The sequence below is a fragment of the Dietzia sp. Alg238-R159 genome (genome assembly GCF_900537145.1).
GTDB classification, from domain to species: Bacteria; Actinomycetota; Actinomycetes; order Mycobacteriales; family Mycobacteriaceae; genus Dietzia; species Dietzia kunjamensis.
On record NZ_UNRI01000001.1, the window covers coordinates 187,585 to 202,936 of the forward strand.

General features: G+C 71.2%; 11 protein-coding genes. 9 read left to right on the forward strand and 2 right to left on the reverse strand.

Translation table 11 applies throughout. The features are described from left to right. Nucleotides 1-274 precede the first annotated feature (274 nt). Nucleotides 275-1,474 (forward strand): UDP-galactopyranose mutase, encoded by a 1,200-nt coding sequence (glf, locus tag G6R20_RS00865; RefSeq protein ID WP_069389387.1) that lies wholly within the window; start codon nt 275-277, stop codon nt 1,472-1,474. A gap of 79 nt (nt 1,475-1,553) precedes the next feature. Here the strand turns inward: glf and G6R20_RS00870 are convergent, their stop codons facing one another. Next, a complete protein-coding gene (locus G6R20_RS00870; protein ID WP_096907384.1) occupies nt 1,554-2,957 on the reverse strand; it encodes a hypothetical protein in 1,404 nt (467 codons plus the stop codon). Nucleotides 2,958-3,196: 239 nt separating this feature from the next. On the opposite strand from G6R20_RS00870, the gene G6R20_RS00875 reads away from it, so the two are divergent. Beyond that, a complete protein-coding gene (locus tag G6R20_RS00875) occupies nt 3,197-4,459 on the forward strand; it encodes a DUF5129 domain-containing protein (protein ID WP_240341216.1) in 1,263 nt (420 codons plus the stop codon). A 34-nt stretch (nt 4,460-4,493) separates the two neighbouring features. On the opposite strand, the gene G6R20_RS00880 is transcribed toward G6R20_RS00875, so the two are convergent. Beyond that, nucleotides 4,494-5,231, reverse strand: a complete 738-nt coding sequence (locus tag G6R20_RS00880) for a peptidylprolyl isomerase (protein ID WP_096906244.1) — start codon at nt 5,229-5,231, stop codon at nt 4,494-4,496. 174 nt (nt 5,232-5,405) lie between these two features. Here G6R20_RS00880 and G6R20_RS00885 point away from each other — a divergent pair, with 174 nt between their 5' ends. From G6R20_RS00885 to G6R20_RS00915, 7 genes are all read left to right on the forward strand, one after another. Then, a complete protein-coding gene (locus tag G6R20_RS00885) occupies nt 5,406-7,406 on the forward strand; it encodes a glycosyltransferase (protein ID WP_240341217.1) in 2,001 nt (666 codons plus the stop codon). Next, complete coding sequence (locus G6R20_RS00890) at nt 7,390-8,025, forward strand: phosphatase PAP2 family protein (protein WP_069388758.1); 636 nt, start codon at nt 7,390-7,392, stop codon at nt 8,023-8,025. The genes G6R20_RS00885 and G6R20_RS00890 overlap by 17 nt, the downstream gene beginning before the upstream one ends. Next, on the forward strand, nt 8,022-9,059 hold the full coding sequence (locus G6R20_RS00895) for a decaprenyl-phosphate phosphoribosyltransferase (RefSeq protein WP_096906243.1): 1,038 nt from the start codon (nt 8,022-8,024) through the stop codon (nt 9,057-9,059). Before G6R20_RS00890 ends, G6R20_RS00895 begins: the two co-directional genes overlap by 4 nt. 16 nt (nt 9,060-9,075) lie before the next feature. Next, a complete protein-coding gene (locus G6R20_RS00900) occupies nt 9,076-11,166 on the forward strand; it encodes an arabinosyltransferase (RefSeq protein WP_163375317.1) in 2,091 nt (696 codons plus the stop codon). 196 nt (nt 11,167-11,362) lie between these two features. Continuing rightward, nucleotides 11,363-12,487: an alpha/beta hydrolase family protein gene (locus G6R20_RS00905; protein WP_096906241.1), complete on the forward strand. Its 1,125-nt coding sequence runs from the start codon at nt 11,363-11,365 to the stop codon at nt 12,485-12,487. A gap of 240 nt (nt 12,488-12,727) precedes the next feature. Continuing rightward, on the forward strand, nt 12,728-14,686 hold the full coding sequence (locus G6R20_RS00910; protein WP_163375319.1) for an alpha/beta hydrolase-fold protein: 1,959 nt from the start codon (nt 12,728-12,730) through the stop codon (nt 14,684-14,686). Next, the gene (locus tag G6R20_RS00915) at nt 14,683-15,177 is read left to right on the forward strand and encodes a DUF732 domain-containing protein (protein WP_067714813.1); all 495 of its coding nucleotides are present in this window, start codon (nt 14,683-14,685) and stop codon (nt 15,175-15,177) included. Before G6R20_RS00910 ends, G6R20_RS00915 begins: the two co-directional genes overlap by 4 nt. Nucleotides 15,178-15,352 lie beyond the last annotated feature (175 nt).

Genomic DNA, 15,352 nt, shown 5'->3' on the forward strand with positions numbered 1-15,352 from the left:
ACCAAGTGATAAAGACGTGAATATTGGGACTACAGGGATGTAGTTTCGAACCGGCGTACGACGGCACCGACGCCCCACCTGCACCGTGGGTCACCGCGGTCGTCTCGAGAAATCGTCCACCTCGTCGTCGTCGGCGTGCCCTGAACCCACCCCCGACCCGCCGGATACCCTGGGACCCGCACCCGCGCCGACCGGCGCGCGGTCAGGCGAGCGGCCGGCGGACGCACTACCCGGCTGACACCGCGGCGACGTACTACGGAAAGGCCCGACGGTTATGGCAGGCGAACGGCAGTGGGACACCTACGACCTCATCGTGGTGGGGTCGGGCTTCTACGGCCTGACCGTCGCCGAGCGGGCGGCGACCGAACTCGGCAAGCGCGTCTTGGTGCTCGATCGGCGCCACCACATCGGCGGTAACGCCTACTCCGAGCCCGAGCCGGAGACCGGCATCGAGATCCACAAGTACGGCGCGCACCTGTTCCACACCTCCAACGAGCGGGTGTGGGAGTACGTCAACCGCTTCACCGACTTCACCGGCTACCAGCACCGCGTGTTCGCCATGCACAAGGGCACGGCGTACCAGTTCCCCATGGGGCTGGGTCTCATCAACCAGTTCTTCGGCCGCTACTACTCGCCCGACGAGGCTCGCGCGCTCATCGCCGAGCAGGCCGCCGAGTTCTCCGCCGAGGACGCGGCGAACTTCGAGGAGAAGGCCATCTCCCTGATCGGCCGCCCGCTGTACGAGGCGTTCATCAAGGATTACACGGCCAAGCAGTGGCAGACCGACCCCAAGAACCTGCCCGCCGGCAACATCACCCGCCTGCCCGTGCGGTACACGTTCGACAACCGCTACTTCAACGACACCCACGAGGGCCTGCCCGTCGACGGCTACACCGCGTGGCTGGAGAACATGGCGGCGGACGACAAGATCGACGTGGTGCTCGACACCGACTGGTTCGACGTCCGCGAGGCCGTCCGTGCCGCGAGCCCCGACGCGCCGGTGGTCTACACCGGCCCGCTGGACCGGTACTTCGACTACGCCGACGGCGAGCTGGGCTGGCGCACCCTGGACTTCGAGACCGAGGTGCTGCCCACCGGCGACTTCCAGGGCACCCCGGTGATGAACTACAACGACGCGGAATACGACTACACCCGCATCCACGAGTTCCGCCACTTCCACCCGGAGCGCAAGAACTACCCCACCGACAAGACGGTGATCATGCGCGAGTACAGCCGCTTCGCCGAGCGCGACGACGAGCCGTACTACCCGATCAACGAGTCCACCGACCGTGAGCGGCTGGCCGCCTACCGCGAGCGGGCCAAGGCCGAGACCGCCGCCAACAAGGTGCTCTTCGGCGGCCGGCTGGGCACCTACCAGTACCTCGATATGCACATGGCGATCGCCTCGGCGCTGACGATGTTCGACAACACCCTGGCGCCGCACCTGCGCGACGGGGCGCCGCTCGAGGGCTGAGCCTGCTCGCCGCGGCGCCGGGCCCGTACCGCGTGCCTGACCCCCAGGATCCGCTACTCGGAATGGGGATCCGCTACTCCTATCGGGATAGCGGATCCCCAGTCGGGGTAGCGGATTCGGCGGTTGTGCTGCCGGCCGGGGCGACGAGCCCGCGCACGACCGCATCGCGCTGGGCCGCGTGCACGAGCGTGGGCTTGGCCTCGCCGAGGTGTTCGAGCACCGGGGTGACCGAGGTCCAGAAGCGGCTCAGCGAGCTCAGCCCCTCGTTCTCCGCCCGGGCCTGGGCGCGCTCGGCGCGGGTGTCGTCGGCCCGGGTCGGGTGGAGGGCCGCGCGCTTGCCCTCGATCCGGTCGTCCTTGCGCTGGGAGATCACGTAGCCCAGCGCGAACGCCACACTCCGCGGCATCCGACCGGACAGCAGGACCTGCGCCTCCGGGTAGTCGTCGAGGACCTGTTCGACCGCGCCGGACAGTTCCTCGACGAGCCGAGCGAAGGCCCGCCGGTCTATCTGTCGCCCGCTCGCGCCCGGGTACCACCGTCCGGCGGGGAGAGTCCAGGGGCGGAGGGTCGCGGTGGTGTCCGATCCGGCGCCGCGCGCGCCGCCGGAGCCGTTGGAGCCGTCCGAGCCGTCGGTGGGGCCGCCCGCGCCGCCGGTGGGGGCGACGACGACGACGAGGTCCGCCGCCTCCCGCAGTGGATGCCCCGCGTCCACCTCGGACACCGGACCGCCCCCGTCCAGCTGGAGGGAGAGCCAGACCCTCTGCACGGAGGTCCGGTCGGCCCGCGCCGCGGTCGCCGACCCGGCGGGGAGGGTGATCATCGACAGTTCGGCTCCCGGTTGGCTGCGGCGGGAGCGCCACCGGCGCTCGGCCCACATGTCGTCGCCGTCGTCGAAGTACACCGTCCGCACGCCCGTGTCGCCGCCGGGCAGGCGGCGCCTGCGGGCCTCGATCGGCAGTTCGGCGAGGTGGGTGCGCTCGCGCAGGAGGACGTCGTATCCCACCGCCAGCGCCGCCGGGAACGCGAGGTTGGGGGCCAGGACGAAGCCGGTCGCGTCGTCGTCGTCGTTCATCGCCCGCTCGAGTTCGTCGGAGACGTGGTCGACCTCGCGGCGCAGGTCCACCACCTCGTTCGCGGTGCCGAACCACCCGGTGGCAGAACGGAAGCCCAGGCTGCGCGCGTTGGCCACGTCCACCGCGGCGCGCATCCGGTCCGCGCTCTCGGCCGGCAGCAGGCGCAGGTAGTACAGGGTGCCGTTGTGGGCGAGGAGCCACGCCCGCACGGCCATCGCCACGACGAGCACGACGAGGGTGCCGACGAACCAGCCCAGCCGGGACGGGGACGTGCAGGCCTCGGACCACAGGTCCGGCACGGAGGAGATCGTGCACGAGGCGTCTCGGGTGATGAGGTCCTCCGCGACGAGGCCGCCGAACGCGGTCGTCAGGGCGACGGTGAGGGCGATGAGCGTTTCCAGGACGAACACCCGGTCGAGACTATCGCCGACCGGTGTCGCCGCCACCGCCCACCTGCGGCACTAGGCTCGGGTCATGACACGGACGACGACCGCCCCGGCCCTGCGCCTGCTCGTGGTGCTCGCCGGCGTCGCGGGACTGCTGCTCCTGCTGTTCCCGCTCGCGCCGGCCCGCGCGCAGGCGCCGGCCCCCCGCCCCCGCGCCGGCCCCGGCGCAGACGGTCGAGGTCGGCATCACCGACCGCGCGGGCGTGCTCTCACCCGGGGACCAGGACCTGCTCCGCACCGAGACCGGGCGCATCGCGTTCCCGCCGCAGGTGGCGCGCGTCGAGTACCTGGTCTTCGACGACGACGGCGACAACCTCAACGACACCACCGAGCGCTTCGCCCAGGCCGAGCGACCGGATCTCGTGGCGGAGGACAGGGAGAAGTGGGCGCCGGGGACCCTGATCGTGGCCAACGACACGGAGGCGCGTGACGTCGGCATCTACTGCGGGGACGACGTGTGCGCCGCGCTCGACCTCTTCGAGGGCGGCCACCTCGACGGTTCGCTCGAGGCGATGAAGGACCCGATGCGGCGCGAGAACCACGCGGTCGGGCTGTTGGCGGGTGCGCAGGCGGCGGCCGATCCCACCGTGCAGGCGCCGGAGCCCGAGCCCGCGCCGGCGTGGCTGCCGTGGGCGTTCGCCGGGGCCGGGGTGGTCGTCGCGGGCGCGGTCGGCGCCGGGGTCGCGGCGAGCCGCAAGAAGAAGGCGACGACGGCGAGGGAGCGGTACGACCGGGTCTCCCGCGAATACGGACGGGTCGCGGGGGAGCTCAGCGGGCTGGACATCCGCGCCAACTCGCTCACCTCCCCGTTGGCCGACGACGAGCTGCGCTCCCAGTGGGAGGACGTGCGCGGCCGGTTCCTCGCGCTGGACACCGTCATGGGCCGGATCGGTGACCTGCGGCCCGACTCGACGGACGCCGAGTTCCGCGCCAAGGCCGGTGACATCGACACCGCCCACACCACGGTCGACCAGATGACCACGGCGGAGCAGAACATCGACCAGCTCTTCCGCATGGAGCAGGGCGACGCCGAGGTGCGGCGTCGCCAGCTCGGCGAGCTGCACGAGGACATGCTCGCCGCGGCGCTGGGGACGAAGGACGAGCGACTGGCCGCCGAGGCCCGGGCACTGGACACCCGCGCCGACGAGCTGGCCCGGGATACGCAGGCGCCCGACTTCATGGACCGCTACGCCCGGCTCGTCGTCGACTACCGGATCGTCGTGGAGGCGATCCGGGCGCGCGAGATGGCGGACGTCGAGACGGCGGACGACGCGGGCGACCGCCACGCGCCCCGGCTGTACGACCGGGACTGGCGGGCCGGGTACGGCTACAACGGCTTCGTTCCGTTCTATGTGGTCTCCAGCTGGCACGCGCACGACGTGCAGGCGGCGCAGGCGGCCAGCTCCACCACCACCGGCTACTCGAACGCGTCGTTCTCCGGCGGCGGAGGGTCGAGCGGGTACTAGAGCCGCCCGGCCCGGGCGTCCGGCCCGGGCGGGCTCAGCCCTCGACGATCTCCACGGACTCGATCGTGTGCAGCGTCTGCGGCCGGCCCTGCGGGCTGCCGTCGTCCTCGATAGCGGTGACGGCGTCCATTCCGTCGGTGACGGTGCCGAAGAGGCTGTAGTCCGGCGGCAGGGAGACGCCGGAGTCGCCGGTGACGATGAAGAACTGGGAGCCGTTGGTGTCCGGTCCGGCGTTGGCCATGGCCATCGACCCGATCTCGTACTCGCCGGACTCGGGCAGCTCGTCGGCGAACTCGTATCCCGGGCCGCCGCTGCCGGTGCCCTGGGGGTCGCCGCCCTGGATCATGAAGCCGGGGATGACGCGGTGGAACGTGATGCCCTCGTAGTACTTGTTGCGGGCCAGGAACACGAAGTTGTTCACCGTCTCCGGGGCCTTCTCCTCGAGCAGGTCCACGGTGACGGGGCCGGCGTCGGTGGTGATGACGGCGGAGTAGTCGACGCCGTCGGTCAGGCACATCGGCGGGGCCGAGTCGAACGAGGTGGTGCGCTCCGCTGCGCCCTCGGCGGGCGGGCACTCGACAGCGCCCCCGGTGGACCCGCCGGACTCGCGGCCCTCGGACTGGGACGCCGCGGTCGCCCCGGTGGTCGCCGCGTCGTCGGACGGGGCGTCATCGGAGCCGCACCCGGCGAGCGCGAGGGGCGTGGCGAGGGCGAGCACCCCCAGGGCGGTGCGGACGGTCGGGCGGCGGCGGGCGGATCCGGTGAGGTGCATGGGACGAACCTACTTCTTCCGCCGGCCCGGGTGGGCCGCGGCGCGTGCTGGACTGGGCATCACGCCCCCGACGGGTACGATCGACCCGGCTTTCCTGCCCGCCGTGCGGGCAGGGCGAGGCGCAGCAAGGCTGATGAGGGCGGCCCCCGGCCGTCGGGACGGGGACTGGCACACATGGAACACCACGGCCACCACGAACTGATCGACGAGATCGAGCGGTCGGTCGTCGCGCTCTCCGCTCCACGTGGCCGGGAATGCCTCCAACGCATCATCCTGCCGCGGGCCGGTGAACCGCTCGACGTGCGCTCGCTCTACCTCGCCGAGGCGCCCACCAACGTCCGGCGCGCGCACTCCTCCGCCCGGACCTCCCTGCGGATCGGGGCCGACTCCGAGGTCTCGTTCGCCACCTACTTCAACGCGTTCGCCGCGGCGTACTGGCGGCGCTGGTCCGTCCTCGGCGAGGTCGTCCTCCGGTTGACGGTGCGCGGTTCCGGTCGCGTGGACCTGTACCGCTCCAAGATCGACGGCTCGCGGATCGCGGTCACCGGTGACGTCGTCGGCGAACCGGGCCGCGCCGACCAGGTGACGACGGTCGAGTTCGTCTGCGACCTGGGCCCGTTCGAGGACGGCGGCTGGATCTGGTTCGACCTCACCTCCGACACGGACGTGGAGTTGCTCGCCGGCGGGTGGTACTCCTCGGTCGACGCACCGCCCACGCGTCCCGACGCCCGCCCGGACGGCACGCCCGACCCGGCCGTACAGGTGCCCAACGACCGGCGGGTCACCGTCGGCATCCCCACGTTCAACCGGCCCGGCGACGCGGTGGCCGCGCTGCGGGCACTGACCTCCGATCCCGAGGTCGACGCCGTGATCGACGCCGTCCTCATGCCCGACCAGGGCGACCGCAAGGTCCGCGACGAGCCCGGCTTCGCGGAGGCGGCGGAGTTCCTCGGGGACCGACTCCACATCTTCGACCAGCCCAACCTCGGCGGCTCGGGCGGCTACAGCCGCATCATGTACGAGGCGCGCAGGCTGACCGATTCCCCGTACATCCTGTACATGGACGACGACATCGAGATCGAGCCCGACTCGATCCTGCGGGCCCTGGCGTTCGGACGCTTCTCCACGGTCCCGATGCTGGTCGGCGGGCAGATGCTCAACCTGCAGGAACGCAGCCACCTGCACACCATGGGCGAGGTGGTGGGCGCCCACGACTTCATGTGGACCGCCGCCCCGCACGCGGACTACGACTACGACTTCTCGCGCTACCAGCTGACGGACCGCGAGAACCCCAAGCCGCTGCACCGCCGCATCGACGTGGACTACAACGGCTGGTGGATGTGCCTCATCCCGCGCGTGGTCGCCGAGAAGATCGGGCAGCCGCTCCCGCTGTTCATCAAGTGGGACGACGCCGAATACGGGCTGCGCGCGCGGCAGGCCGGCCATCCCACCGTCACCATGCCGGGCGTGGCGATCTGGCACATGGCGTGGTCGGACAAGGACGACGCGATCGACTGGCAGGCCTACTTCCACCTGCGCAACCGCCTGGTGGTGGCGTCGATGTACCACGACGGCGACCACAGGGGCATCATGCAGTCCAGCCTCAAGGCGCTGGTCAAGCACCTGGTGTGCCTCGAGTACTCGACGGTCGCCATCCAGATCGAGGCCATCCGGGACTTCCTGAGGGGGCCGGAGGCCCTGTACGAACTGCTGCCCACCGCGCTGCCCAAGGTGCGCGCGATGCGGGCGGAGTTCCCCGACGCGGTGGTCATCCCGTCGGCCGTCGACCTGCCCGCACCGTCGGGTGGCCCGGCGGGCATCCACTCCGAGCCGAGGGGCCCGGTCCGCAAGGCGGTGGCGCTGGCGCGGGGCCTTGCCCACACCCTGAGCAGGGACGACAAGACGCACCACGAGGTGCCGCAGGCGAACTTCCCGCCGATCGAGGCCCGCTGGTACTCGCTCAGCAGGGTCGACGGCGCGACCGTCACCACCGCCGACGGTCGCGGGGTCGTCTACCGCAAGCGCGACCGCGACCTCGCCGCCGCCCTGTTCAAGGAGTCGGCCGCCGTGCACCGTGAGCTGTTCCGCCGGTTCCCGGAGATGCGCCGCCGCTACCGCGACTCCCACGCCGATCTCGTGACCAAGGAGGCCTGGGGCCGTGTCTTCGAATCCTGATCCGGTGGTGTCCGATCCCGCCGTGGAGATCCCCGTACCGACCGGCGAGGTCCGGTTGCTGGCGGCGATCCAGCGTCAGCTGTTGGCCGTGCCCGGTTCCCGGGAGGCGGCCGTGACGCTATCGCATGTCGGCGAGCACGCGCTGGGTTGGATGGCGGTCGCGGCAACGGGAATGGCCGTCGATCCGGCCCGCCGCGGTCGGTGGGCGATGGTCGGCCTCGGCAGCGTCGGCGCCCATGCCACCTCCGTCGTCGTCAAGCGCGTCATCCGTCGGCGGCGCCCGGACCACCCCGCGGTGACCGTCGGCGTCGGTACCCCCTCCAAGCTCAGTTTCCCGTCGTCCCACGCCACGTCGACCACCGCGTTCGCGCTGCTCGCGGGGTCGGTGGTCGGGGTCCCGGTGGCGCCGGCGCTCGTGCCGGTCATGCTGGCGTCGAGGTTGGTGCTGGGAGTCCACTACCCTTCGGATGTGTTCGCCGGAGCCGCGGTCGGCGCGGGCTGCGCTGCGCTCACCCGCGCCGTGTGGCCCTCGGCCGCCGTCCAGAGCGTGCTGCCCGAGACACTGCGCGACGGCGCGGCGGGCCCAGGCGTCACCCAGAACCGCGAGGAGAAGCGATGACCGATCAGTCCGGAGCGCCGGTGACCCGGGGCGGGGCAGACCACCACCTCCTCGGCGCCGAACCGCACACCGCCAACGAGATCGACGACATCGCCGAGGCGGAGGAGGATGCCAAGGGCGCGCCGCCCAAGAACCTCCTCGACGGCATGGTCAAGGCGCTCCGGCCGCGTCAGTGGGTCAAGAACGTCCTCGTCATCGCCGCGCCCGCGGCGGCCGGGTCCCAGACCCTCACCGACGGCAGCGTCCTGTTCTCGGTGTTCATCGCGTTCGTGGCGTTCTGCATGGCCGCCTCGAGCGTGTACCTCATCAACGACGCGTTGGACGTCGAGGCCGACCGCGCCCACCCGACCAAGCGGTTCCGCCCCATCGCGGCGGGCGTCCTGCCCGTGGGGTTGGCGTACGGCATGGCGGTGGTACTCATCATCGCGTCGATCGCGATCTCGGTGCTGCTGGCGCACCCGGCCCTGGCGATCGTCGTGGCCGTGTACATCGTCCTGCAGCTCATGTACTGCTTCGGGCTCAAGCACCAGCCGGTGCTCGACATCGCGTTCGTCTCCTCCGGCTTCCTGCTGCGCGCGGTCGCCGGTGGCGCGGCCGCCGAGGTCGACATCTCGCAGTGGTTCCTGCTGGTCATGGCGTTCGGTTCGCTGTTCATGGCCGCCGGCAAGCGCTACGCCGAGCTGAGCCTGCACCTGAAGACCGGCGCCAAGATCCGCAAGGCGTTGGAGAGTTACACCCCCACCTACCTGCGGTTCGTCTGGACGCTCTCGGCGACGGTGCTCGTGCTCTGCTACGCCCTGTGGGCGTACGACCGCGGCTCCGACCCGACGCAGCCGAACGGGGCGGCGATCTGGCTGCAGATCTCGATCGTGCCGTTCACCATTGCCGTCCTGCGCTACGCGGTCGACGTCGACGCCGCGCAGGCAGGCGAGCCCGAGGACATCGCCCTCGGCGACCGCGTCCTGCAGGTCCTCGCGGCGCTGTGGGTCCTCACCGTCGTGATCGGCGTCTATATCGTCCCGTCGATCGCCTGAGTCCGGCGGACGGACGATGTCGCAGGTGGCGGCGGCGCGCCGGTTCGGGCGCACCGGGGCGGTCTTCTGGACCGGGGTCGTGGTGGTGGTGGCGGTCTTCTTCGCCGGCGCCTGGCAGCGCCGGTGGATCGCCGACGACGGCCTCATCGTCCTGCGCACCGTCCGCAACCTCATCGCCGGCAACGGCCCGGTGTTCAACGCGGGGGAGCGGGTCGAGTCCAACACCTCCACGCTGTGGACGTACCTCATCTACGGCGTCCACGAGATCGTCGGGTACCGGCTCGAACTGGTCGTCCTGGGTGTGGCGCTCACGCTGAGCATGCTCGCGGTGGTGTTCGCGATGCTGGGCACCCGCGTGATGTACCGCGGCACCCGCCGCGCACCGGCCGGTGGGCCGATGGTGCTGCTGCCGTTCGGCGTGCTGGTCTACGTGATGCTGCCCCCGGCCCGCGACTTCGCCACCTCGGGTCTCGAGACGGGCCTGGTCATCTGCTGGATCGGCGCCATGTGGCTGGGGTTGCAACTGTGGGCCCGGGCGCCCCATCGTGAGGGCCGGTTGGGCTGCCTACCCACCCCGGGCACGGCCGCGATCGCCTTCCTCGCCGGGCTCGGCCCCCTGGTGCGCCCCGAGATGGCACTGGCCGCAGCGGCGTTCCTGGCGCTGATGGCCGTCGCCCACCAGTCGTGGCGTCACCTCGGGTGGCTGGTGGTGCTCGCCGGCACGGTCCCGGTGGTCTACCAGGTCTGGCGGATGTCGTTCTACGCGCTGCCGTACCCGCTCACGGCCGTGGCCAAGGACGCCGGCGGGTCGAAGTGGGACAAGGGCGCCGAGTACCTGTGGAACCTGCTGTCGCCGTACGTCCTGCTGGTGCCGCTGGCCGCCGTGCTCGTCGCGGGAATGGTCGCCCTCCGGGCCCGCCTCGCCCCCCGCCCCGGAAATCCGCTATTCCCGCTCCGGATCCGCTACCCGGATTGGAGTAGCAGATCCGGAGGGACGATAGCGGATCCGCGGGGCGCCGATGGTGGCGCCGCCGATGGTGGCGGCGATGGCGGGGGCGCCGACGACCACGACGCCGACGACCACGACGACGACGAGGGCGGTCGCCTGCCGCGGCTGCGCCGCCGGGCCCGCTCCACCCCGGTCGTCACGATCGTGTTCCTCGTGGTGGCACTGGTGATGCTGCTCTACGTCATCCGCGTCGGCGGCGACTTCATGCACGGCCGCGTGCTGCTGCCGTCTCTGTTCCTCCTGCTCCTGCCGGTCTCGGTGGTGCCCCTCCCCGTCGGTCCCGCCAGCGGGTCCGCGGAGGCCTCGGTGCGCCGGGTGGCGGTCCCGGCGATCGCGGCCGCGTGGCTCGTCGTCGTCGGCTGGGCGGTGACCGTCCAGGTCACCGAGAACCCGTTCCGGGAGGAACCGGAGTCGATCACGTCGGCGGGGATCGTCGACGAGCGCCAGTTCTACATCCAGCGGACCGGGCACAGGCACCCGTTGCTCGCCGAGGACTATCTGGACTTCCCCCGGATGCGGGCCCTGGTGAACGACGTCACCCGGAACCGGACCGGCGCGGTATTCCTCCCGGTGCCGGGGTTCCAGGACCGGTGGGACGTGGTGTCCTACGACCGACCGATGCCCGGGTTGGCACCGTTCGAGCTGCCGGAGGAGCCCCTCAAGACGGTGGTGTTCCTCAACCTCGGCATGACCAGCATGAACCTGCCGCTCGACGTGGACGTCTACGACACCGTCGGGCTCGCCTCGCCGCTGGCCGCGCACACGGACCGTATGGAGGACGGCCGGATCGGGCATGACAAGTTCCTGCCGTACGACTGGGTGCTCGCGCGCACCGGAGTCGTGGAGGACCCGGTCAACTTCCCGCGGTGGATCGACGTCAACTGGGTGAACCAGGCCGAGGTCGCGCTCCAGTGTCCCGCCACGCAGGCACTCATCGAGTCCTACACGGCCCCGTTGACCCTCGAGAGGCGCTGGTCCAACGTGGTGAATGCATTCTCATACGCCGAGTACAGGATCAACAGAATCCCTGCGTACGAGGTCCAGAGGTGCGGGCTGCCGATGCCGGAGGAAGTGGAGAAGTATCAGGGCACTCGGTAGTGTTGCGCACGCTGTTGTCTCGAAACGGTAACAGTCGGGGGTCGAAATGGTCCCCGACCTGTAACACCTGCCCCAAAGTGCGCGACAGTATCGATGAACTCGATGTCGCAGTTCCGGTCCTCCCCCTGGTGGGGCCGGTCCGATGAACGTCACCGATGCCCTCCCGGGCACCAGGAACGAACAAAGGAACACACGAATGTCCCACTCCACCCTCCGGCGCAGGTTCGCCGCCGGGCTCACCGCACTGGCGACGGCCGCAGGGCTCGTCGTCGGCGCCCCGGCCCTGGCCGGTGCCCAGGCGACCGAGCAGGGCTCGTCGGCCAGCCTCGGGTCCGCGGGCTCGGCTGCCGCGCCGCCCGCCGCCCCCGCGTTCCGGCCGGCCGGTGGTGACGAGAACCCGGTGGGCTTCCGTAACTGGCTGCGTCCCGGCTGCCAGTGGGACCCGGTCGCCTCCTGGGTCCAGCTGTGCAACGTCTACTCGCCGGCCATGAAGCGGGACATCAAGGTCCAGGTCCAGCCGGCCCGCTTCGGCGGCAACGCCGGTCTGTACCTGCTCGACGGGCTGCGCGCCCGTGACGACTGGAACGCGTGGACCCACGACGCCCAGGCCCAGCGCATCTTCCTGCAGGACAACATCACCCTGGTCATGCCCGTCGGCGGCCAGGTGTCCTTCTACTCCGACTGGGAGCGGCCCATCAACCTGGGCGGCAACCTGCTCGAGTACAAGTACGAGACGTTCCTGACCGAGGAGCTCCCCGGCTACCTGCAGGCCCACTTCGGCGTGGCCCCGAACAACAACGCCGTCGCCGGCCTGTCGATGGGCGGCTCCGCGGCCGCGACGCTCGCCGCCAAGCATCCCGACCAGTTCAAGCAGGTCTCGGTGTTCTCCGGCTACATGAACCCCACGGCCCCGGGCATGTACACCATGATCCCGCTGGCGATGTTCGACCAGTGCAAGTGCGACCCGTTCGCCATGTGGGGTCTGCCGGGCTCGCCGAAGTGGGGCGAGCACGACCCGCTGCTCAACGCCGCCAAGCTGCGCGACATCCCGATGTACGTGACCGCCGGGTCCGCCATCCCGGGCCGGTACGACCAGCCCTCCAGCCTGCAGTCCGTGTTCAACACGTTCAACGGCATCATCCTCGAGGGCCTGTCCCGCGGCTCGACGCTGGCGTTCCAGAACACCATGAACGCCGCGCCGAACAAGGCCACGTTCGAGTACCGCACCACCGGCATCCACGGCTGGGGTTACTGGAACGACGACCTCATCGCGGCCCGCTCGGCGCAGATCCTCGACGTGATGGACGCCCACGCGTGGTGATCGCGCAGAGTTAGCCGACGAATCGGACTCCCGTCAGCGAGTCCTCACCCGTCACACCGGGGCCCCGCGCGTAGATTCTCGTGCGGGGCCCCGGTCGCATCTGACCACCGGGTTCGGCCGCGGGAGGGGAACCCGCGGGCGCACCACGGACCCGGGCTCCGGATACATGTGGCGCGGGTCGTTCTGACGCGCGCCCACTAACTATTCGGCGAGACGACGCGGCAAGGAAGAGAACAACACATGGCGACCCCCAGCTCAGACGCGAGCCCCCGGCACCGGTGGGCGTCCCTCCTCGCGGCTCCCCTCGTGGCGTCCGTGGTGGGTTCCGGTCTCGTCCTCCCGCCCGTCGCGGCGGCACAGGAGACGCCGTCCCGGCCGACCCCGGGGCAGACGAGCCCGGCGGAGAGCCCGGCGCGGTCGACCCCCGCGGAGAGTCCCGCCACTGCGCCCGAGGCGCCGACCCTGCGCGTGCCGTCGACGCCGCCGTCCGGTGTCCGGCTCGACAAGGTCGAGTGGAAGTCCGCCAACCGGGTGGCACTCTGGGTCCGGTCACCAGCCATGGAGCAGGCGATCCAGGTGCAGCTCATGCTCCCGGCCCAGTGGAACGCCGACCCCGAGCGCACCTACCCGTCCCTGCTCCTGCTCGACGGGCTGCGGGCCCGCGACGACGCCAGCGGCTGGACGCTCGAGACCAAGATCTCGCAGTTCTTCGACGCCAAGAACGCCGTCATCGTCCTGCCGATCGGTGGAGAGTCGAGCTTCTACACGGACTGGGTCTCCGACGCCAAGGGCTCGGCGTACCAGTGGGAGACGTTCCTCATGCAGGAACTGCCGCCGCTACTGGCCCGCGACTGGCGGGTGGGTGACAAGCACGGCGTCGCCGGACTGTCCATGGGCGGAACGGCCGCGATGATGCTGGCCCAGCGTTACCCGGATCACTTCGACTTCGCCGCCAGCTACTCGGGCTTCCTCGACACCACCAGCTTCGGGATGCCCGAGGCGGTCAAGGTGGCCATGCAGGACGCCGGCGGCTACCCGGCCGAGAGCATGTGGGGCCCGCTCGGGTCCCGGCGCTGGCAGGAACAGGACCCGAAGCTCCACACCGAGAAGATGCGCGGGCAGAGCGTCTACGTCTCCGCCGGCAGCGGCAACACCGGGCCCTGGGACCAGCCGTCCGGCCTGCCGGACATCCCGACCAACTTCCCCGGCTACGGCCTCGAGCTGCTCTCGCGGATGACCACGCAGACCTTCGTCAACCGGGCCCGCGCCGCCGGGGTCGAGGTCACCGCCAATTTCCGCCCGTCCGGCACGCACACTTGGCCGTACTGGCAGTTCGAGATGACCCAGGCATGGCCGCAGTTCGCGACGGCGGTGGGGATCGAGAACGTCGAGAAGCCGTGCGCGGCGAGTGGCGACATCGCACGCCTCGCCGAGCGGCAGCCCGGCCTGGGGCCGTGTCTGACCGGCGAGTACGACGTCCGCGGCGGCAAGGCCACCGACTTCCGCTTCGGCCGCGCCTTCTGGTCGCAGGGGACCGGGGCCCACTCGGTCCTCGGCGCGATCGGCGCGGCCTACCAGGCCGAGGGCGGCCCCGACGGGGTGCTCGGGCTGCCGACCTCGGGCGAGACCACCACCCCGGACGGCCGCGGCCGGTTCTCCACCTTCCAGAACGGCGTCATCTACTGGTCGCCCACCACCGGGTCGCACGCCGTCCGCGGTGGCATCCGGGCGATGTGGCAGGAGCGCGGCGCCGAGCGCGGCGAGCTCGGCTACCCGACCACAGACGAGATCACCAACCCCAACAAGCCGGGTGTCGTCCAGGGCTTCCAGGGCGGGACCGTCTACTGGTCCGAGGAGACGGGCCCGAAGGTCGTCGAGGGCAAGATCCTCGAGACCTATCGCGAGGCCGGCGCCGAGAACTCCGAGCTGGGTTACCCGACCACCGACGAGATCGCCCTGAGCACCCGGGACGGCGCGTTCAGCCGGTTCCAGGGCGGGTACATCTACTGGTCCCCGCGGACCGGGGCCCACGTGATCCCCCGTGGGCCGGTGTTCGACGCCTGGGGCACGGTCGACTACGAACGCGGACGGCTCGGCTACCCGACCGGCCCGCTGCGCACCACGCGGGACGGTCAGGAGATGGAGTTCGAGGGCGGCCGCATCACCGTGAGCGGTGGCCGGGCGGAGATCTCGTCGTGAGAACCCGGTTGGCGACGCTGACCGCCGCGCTGCTCGTCGGCGGTGGGATGCTCACCGCCTGCGGCGGAGGGGACTCGACGGTCTCCGGCGTGCCCGACTCCGAGACGCTGGCCCCGCCCCCGGGCGGCAGCGGATCACCCGGGGTGTCGCGCGTTCCCGCGACGGAGGATTCCGGCCGCTACACGGAGGCGCCCGCACCCGTCGATCCGGACGCCTCCGGGTACACCGCCCCGGCCGTCGGCGCGCGGGAGCGCGGGTATCTCGCGGCGTTGGAGAGCGAGGGCATCGACACCGCGGACCTCTCCGATTCGCTCGTCGCCGCCGGCAACACCATCTGCCGCATCCGGACGACCGGGGGCGCCGCCGACGAGACGACGACGATCGCCGACGCGGTCGCCGGTCAGATCTCGGCGGGCGGGTACTCGGATCGCGAGGTCGACGAGCTCTCCCGCGTCGTGGTGGACGCCTCGGCGGGCCAGCTCTGTCCGTAGTCCGACGAATGCACACAGCGCCGCGGCGCCCGGTCCGGCAGGACCCGGCACGTGTCGCCCCGGGGTGAGACGGGACACCCTCCCGGTGCTCCCGGAACCCGCAGCGCCACCGGGGCGTTGACCGGTCGTCGGCCACCCGCCCCAGTCGAGCGGGGAGGCCGGGAAGGAGTTCGTA

Excerpts from the sequence above, each read along its gene's own strand:
- G6R20_RS00880 (WP_096906244.1), bottom strand. The coding sequence starts at position 5,231 with ATGCACCTCACCGGATCCGCCCGCCGCCGCCCGACCGTCCGCACCGCC.
- G6R20_RS00905 (WP_096906241.1), top strand. The coding sequence starts at position 11,363 with ATGTCCCACTCCACCCTCCGGCGCAGGTTCGCCGCCGGGCTCACCGCA.
- G6R20_RS00895 (WP_096906243.1), top strand. The coding sequence starts at position 8,022 with ATGACCGATCAGTCCGGAGCGCCGGTGACCCGGGGCGGGGCAGACCAC.
- G6R20_RS00900 (WP_163375317.1), top strand. The coding sequence starts at position 9,076 with ATGTCGCAGGTGGCGGCGGCGCGCCGGTTCGGGCGCACCGGGGCGGTC.
- G6R20_RS00885 (WP_240341217.1), top strand. The coding sequence starts at position 5,406 with ATGGAACACCACGGCCACCACGAACTGATCGACGAGATCGAGCGGTCG.
- glf (WP_069389387.1), top strand. The coding sequence starts at position 275 with ATGGCAGGCGAACGGCAGTGGGACACCTACGACCTCATCGTGGTGGGG.
- G6R20_RS00910 (WP_163375319.1), top strand. The coding sequence starts at position 12,728 with ATGGCGACCCCCAGCTCAGACGCGAGCCCCCGGCACCGGTGGGCGTCC.